The following is a 4,296-nucleotide window of genomic DNA, read 5'->3' on the forward strand; positions in this document are numbered from 1 at the left end:
AAACCAAAATAAGTACTGATGTTAAATCCATCAGTACTTAAAATTGTAGAACCTTTTTTAGTTAGTAAGGTTAAGTTCATTGATCTTTAATAAGACGTCCACTGCTTTTTCCATGGTCTGGAGTGAAACATACTCATACCGGCTATGCATGTTTTCACCACCCGCAAAGAGGTTAGGCGTTGGTAGCCCCATGTAGGAAATGGTGGAGCCATCCGTCCCACCCCGGACCGGATAAATATCGGGCTTGATGCCGAGGTCTTCCATCGCCTGCTTTGCCAGCTCAACTACCTCCATATGGTCCTTTAAGGCATCCTTTAGGTTGTAGTATTGGTCGTAGAGCTTCATTGAGATTCGGTCAGTCCCCAGCTCGGTATTTAAACCGTCAACGATCCGTTGCAGCAAGTGCTTGCGTTCCTCAAAGGTTTGCCGGTCATGGTCACGGATCAGGTAAGTCATCTTAGCATGATCAACGCTCCCATTAAACTTATAGAGGTGGAAGAAGCCCTCTCGTCCGGCCGTCCGTTCCGCCCGCTCATGGGCTGGCAAACTATTGTGAAGGTCAATGGCAACTTGGATAGCGTTAACCATTGTTCCCTTGGCAACCGCCGTGTGAACGTCTTTGCCGGCAATATCAATTTCCGCCTGGGCCGCATTAAAGGTTTCGTATTCTAGTTCACCAAGTGGCCCCGCGTCCACGGTATAGGCAATGTCATCACCAAAGTCAGCTACATCAAAGTGGTCAGCACCGGTACCAATTTCTTCATCTGGACCTAGGCCAATCTTGATGGTACCGTGTTTGATTTCGGGATGGGCCATCAGGTAGGCAGCCATTGTCACAATTTCGGCAACCCCTGACTTGTCATCGGCACCGAGTAAAGTCGTCCCATCGGTTGTAATCAGGGTATCACCCTGGTACTTCTTCAGTGACGGGAAGTCAGCCACCGTTAACCGGTACTTGCCGGCCTTATCTAGTTGAATATCAGAGTGTCCATCATAATTCTCGACAATCTGGGGGTTGACGTTGTGGGCATTAAAGTCAGCTGTGTCAACGTGGGAAATAAAACCAATCGTCGGCACCTGGTAGTCGATATTGCTGGGGATGGTGGCCATCAGGTAGGAACTCTGCTGGTTGAGGTGAACGTCTGCTAGGCCCAGTTGCTTTAACTCAGTTGCTAACTCATTTAAAAAGGCCGTTTCCTTAGGGTCAGATGGAATGGTGGTCGAGTCAGGATTCGACCGGGTTTCTGTTTTAACGTATTTTAGAAAACGGTCCAGCAGGCCGTTATATTGTTCATTTGCCATTATTTTTCCCCTCATTATTAACGATAAAAGTAAATGGATCCGTGTTTAGTTGGTTTTCAATGATTTCAAAATCCCATGCTGGGTTGTCGGACTGCCATTGGGCAAAGAGCAATGCCAATTGGTGCTCACAGATTGCCTCAATATGGTGACCGGGATCCACCACGGTCAGGTGGTTAGCAATCATATCATGGGCAAAGTGGTAGCTAACATCACCGGTTACGTAGGCATCCGCCCCCTTCTGGACCGCCGTTTCATAAAAGTCCTGCCCGGCCCCACCGAGTACCGCCACCCGGTGGATCGGTCGTTGCTGGTCAGCTGGGTTACTGATTAGGCGCAGACCAGGAACCTTAAACAGCCGCTGGCAGAATTCCGCAAACTCACGGGGCGTCAAGGAGCCGTTAAAGGTACCAATTCTTCCCATCCCCACTGGTTCACCAGAAACGGGGTCACTTCCGGCTGCTACTAGGGGCGTACAGTTGGTTAACCCCAGCTTAGCCGCCAGCCAGTCATTCATCCCCCCATTGGCTGTGTCCAGGTTCGTATGGGCTGCATAAACCGTGATGTTGTGCGCAAGTAGTTTAGCATACATTGCATTTTGGGGGTTACGGGTATCGAGATCCCGGGCCGGGTGAAACATTACCGGGTGGTGGGCGAAGATAAAGTCAACCTGGTGGGCAATCGCCTCATCAACCACCTCCGGGCGCACATCCAAGGTAGTCATTAGACGGTGTAAGGGCCGGTCGGGATTCCCCAATTGTAACCCCACATGGTCCCACTTCTCTGCTAACTGCGGACTAGCAAACTGTTCAAAACGCTGAATTAAATCGGTACCGCTAATCATCAGCCAAAGCCTCCTTTACTAACTGCATCCTTTCTTCGAGCTGCTTAATCTTGTCAATCGGTGGCTGTTTAGCACTGCTAATTTGGTCAAGAACCCCCTGCTGGCGTTGTAGGTAACCCTGCCACTTTTCACGGAAGACGGGGTCCTTTTTTTCTAGTAGTAAGGGGCCAAATAGTAGTTCGTAGTTACTGTAGCAAAACGGAACTAACGATGGCTCGGCGACAATGATCTCGTAAATATGGTCATCCTCTTTGACGAGCCGTTCCGCCATTATCTGGTAACGGTGGGCCAATAGCCAGGACCGCAACCGGTACTCACCGACGTTGGGCTGCAGGATTAGGCGCTTAACCCCAGCTAGTTGCTCTTGCCCCCGATCTAAAATATCGGCAATTAAGGTCCCGCCCATCCCGGCGATTGTTACGGTGTCAATGCGGTCTGCTGGTTGGATCGCCGCTAGGCCGTTTGCCAAGCGGGGAATTATTTGGTCCGTGAGGCCATTTTTCTCAATTTCATGCGCCATGTTTTCATAAGGCCCCGCGGCTACTTCGCCTGCCACTGCCATCGTTATTTTCCCCTGCAAGGCCAGGGCCGCCGGCAGGTAGGCGTGGTCAGAACCGATATCGGCCAACCGGGCCCCGGTAGGGACAAAATCCGCCACCTGAGCAAGGCGGTGGGAAAGATGTTGTGCATCCACTTTATCATACTTCCTTCGTTACTTATTTATGAATAATTATATAACGACCGCTAAAAAAGGTCTACGTACTTAGAAAGCTAAGTACGTAGACCATCAAGATCTCTTAAGGGCTATTCAAACTTTTTAACAAATTGGGCAATTCGTGCTAGAGCCTCATTTAAATCTTCTTCCGAGGAAGCATATGAGAGACGGATATAGCCTTCACCACCGGCACCAAAGGCACTCCCTGGTGTTACCCCCACTTTGGCCTGGTTGGCAAGGTCCCGGGCAAACTTCTCGTCATCTTTACCAAAGAAGGCTGGAATCTTAGCGAAGATGTAGAAGGCCCCCTGTGGCGTGGCCATTTCAAAGCCCAACTTAGTCAGACCGTTAATAACCAGGTCCCGCCGCTGTTGGTAGGACTTTCGAAAGGCAATTGGGTCCGCGGCACCATTGGTTAAGGCCTCAGTTGCTGCAGCCTGTGTACTATCGGTAACGGTGGTTACTAGGTAGGCGTGCATCTTCAAAATACTCTTAATGGTCTGGGCAGGGCCGGCAATATAACCTAAACGGTACCCGGTCATGGCGTGTGACTTAGATAGACCTGAAATGAGCAATGTCCGCTCCGGAATAAAGGAGGCAATTGAATAGTGGTCAACACCATATACTAGCTCGCTATAGATTTCGTCGGCAATCACATACAAGTGGTGCTTGGCAATCACATCTGCCAAACTCTTCAATAATTCCTGTGGATACTCCCGACCAGTCGGGTTGCTAGGATAGTTTAAGAGAACGGCCTTAACACCGGCCCCTTCTTTTTCGAGTACTTGTTCCAAATGTTCTGGTGTTAATAAGAAATTATCAGCTGAAGTATCAACTTGAACGGCTGTTGCCCCAGTCATCGCAATTAGTGGGAAGTACAGGGCAAAGGTTGGCGTCGGCACAATAACCTTATCGCCGGTGTTAAGCAGGCTAAAGAAAGTAGCATCTAGTGCTTCGGTGGCACCAACAGTTACCACGATCTCACTTTCTGGATCGTACTTTACCGTTCGCGTCTCCTGCAGGTAATTACTAATTGCCTGTAAAAGCTCTGGCTTACCGGCCTGTGGAGCATAGTGTGAATCGTCATCTTGAATGCTCTTAACGGCCGCCTGCTTTACATGTTCCGGTGTATTAAAGTCCGGTTCCCCCAACGTTAACTTAATAATTCCTGGGATCTTAGAAACTTCCTTATCAAATGCTCGAATCCCGGATGGCTTTAATGCTGCAAGCTTATGACTAATAGTTCCGTATAAATCAGCTGATAATTCTGGCATGTTTAAACTCCCTCTCTCGTTTAACCTTAGCAACTAATCTTAATTAATTTTATTATTTAGCTAAAATTTCGTCAAGAGTTTTTTAACATTTTGCTAATGCTATTTTAATTTGGCAGATTGTAAAATTTAAGTTGAACATTAAGTGGACGGAAAAACCCATCAAG

4 protein-coding genes are annotated in these 4,296 nt (G+C 48.5%); all 4 read right to left on the bottom strand.

Annotated features, from left to right (window positions below):
• Nucleotides 1-57: 57 nt before the first annotated feature.
• The 4 genes from pepT to ACI31H_RS08035 all read right to left on the bottom strand — a co-directional run bounded on the left by pepT (nt 58) and on the right by ACI31H_RS08035 (nt 4,132).
• The gene (pepT, locus tag ACI31H_RS08020) at nt 58-1,302 is read right to left on the bottom strand and encodes a peptidase T (RefSeq protein ID WP_439771459.1); all 1,245 of its coding nucleotides are present in this window, start codon (nt 1,300-1,302) and stop codon (nt 58-60) included.
• The gene (locus tag ACI31H_RS08025) at nt 1,292-2,143 is read right to left on the bottom strand and encodes a Nif3-like dinuclear metal center hexameric protein (RefSeq protein ID WP_439771460.1); all 852 of its coding nucleotides are present in this window, start codon (nt 2,141-2,143) and stop codon (nt 1,292-1,294) included. Before ACI31H_RS08025 ends, pepT begins: the two co-directional genes overlap by 11 nt.
• The gene (locus tag ACI31H_RS08030; RefSeq protein WP_439771461.1) at nt 2,136-2,837 is read right to left on the bottom strand and encodes a tRNA (adenine(22)-N(1))-methyltransferase; all 702 of its coding nucleotides are present in this window, start codon (nt 2,835-2,837) and stop codon (nt 2,136-2,138) included. Before ACI31H_RS08030 ends, ACI31H_RS08025 begins: the two co-directional genes overlap by 8 nt.
• A gap of 110 nt (nt 2,838-2,947) precedes the next feature.
• On the bottom strand, nt 2,948-4,132 hold the full coding sequence (locus ACI31H_RS08035) for an aminotransferase class I/II-fold pyridoxal phosphate-dependent enzyme (RefSeq protein ID WP_439771462.1): 1,185 nt from the start codon (nt 4,130-4,132) through the stop codon (nt 2,948-2,950).
• Nucleotides 4,133-4,296 lie beyond the last annotated feature (164 nt).

It is taken from the genome of Limosilactobacillus sp. (assembly GCF_051873035.1).
Taxonomy (GTDB): Bacteria; Bacillota; Bacilli; order Lactobacillales; family Lactobacillaceae; genus Limosilactobacillus.

Excerpts from the sequence above, each read along its gene's own strand:
- pepT (WP_439771459.1), bottom strand. The coding sequence starts at position 1,302 with ATGGCAAATGAACAATATAACGGCCTGCTGGACCGTTTTCTAAAATAC.
- ACI31H_RS08035 (WP_439771462.1), bottom strand. The coding sequence starts at position 4,132 with ATGCCAGAATTATCAGCTGATTTATACGGAACTATTAGTCATAAGCTT.
- ACI31H_RS08025 (WP_439771460.1), bottom strand. The coding sequence starts at position 2,143 with ATGATTAGCGGTACCGATTTAATTCAGCGTTTTGAACAGTTTGCTAGT.